At 81.0% G+C, this 453-nt stretch carries 1 pseudogene; it reads left to right on the top strand.

What is annotated here, in order from left to right:
- A pseudogene (locus LQ51_RS06765) lies at positions 1-271 on the top strand (hypothetical protein); the annotation flags it as partial.
- Positions 272-453: the final 182 nt, after the last annotated feature.

The following is a 453-nucleotide window of genomic DNA, read 5'->3' as shown; positions in this document are numbered from 1 at the left end:
CGGCTCCAGGTCGCCGCGCGGCGCCAGACGCGCCGAGCTGGAGCCGTCGGAGCCCCGGGGGCGCCGGTCCGGGCCGTCGGGCGAGGAGGGCGACCGGGGTCTTCGGGGCCTGGTCGGCTCGGGATCCTCGCAGGTCAGCGTGACCGCGGCGCTGCGGGCGCGGGACGCCGCCCGCCCCACCGAGGACGACCTCGCCGAGGCCGAGGCCCGAGTGGTGATCGTCCGGCGGAACTGGGTTCCGCGCGAGGAACTGCCCCGCAACGGCCGCTGACCCGCGCCGGGTCGGACCGGACGCCCGCACCACCGCCGGCCAGGGGACGCGCGACCGGCCCTGGGCGCGCAGGGCGGCGCAGAACCGCCGTGGGCAGGACCGCCCCGACGACGCGCCGGACCGACCCGCACCGGACCGACCCGCACCGGACCGGCCCGCACCGGACCGACCCGGGCCGACCC

The organism is Micromonospora sp. HK10 (assembly GCF_000982955.1).
Lineage (GTDB): Bacteria > Actinomycetota > Actinomycetes > Mycobacteriales > Micromonosporaceae > Micromonospora.
Note: the sequence above shows the minus strand (reverse complement) of the source record. Positions and strands in the feature narration are given on the sequence as shown.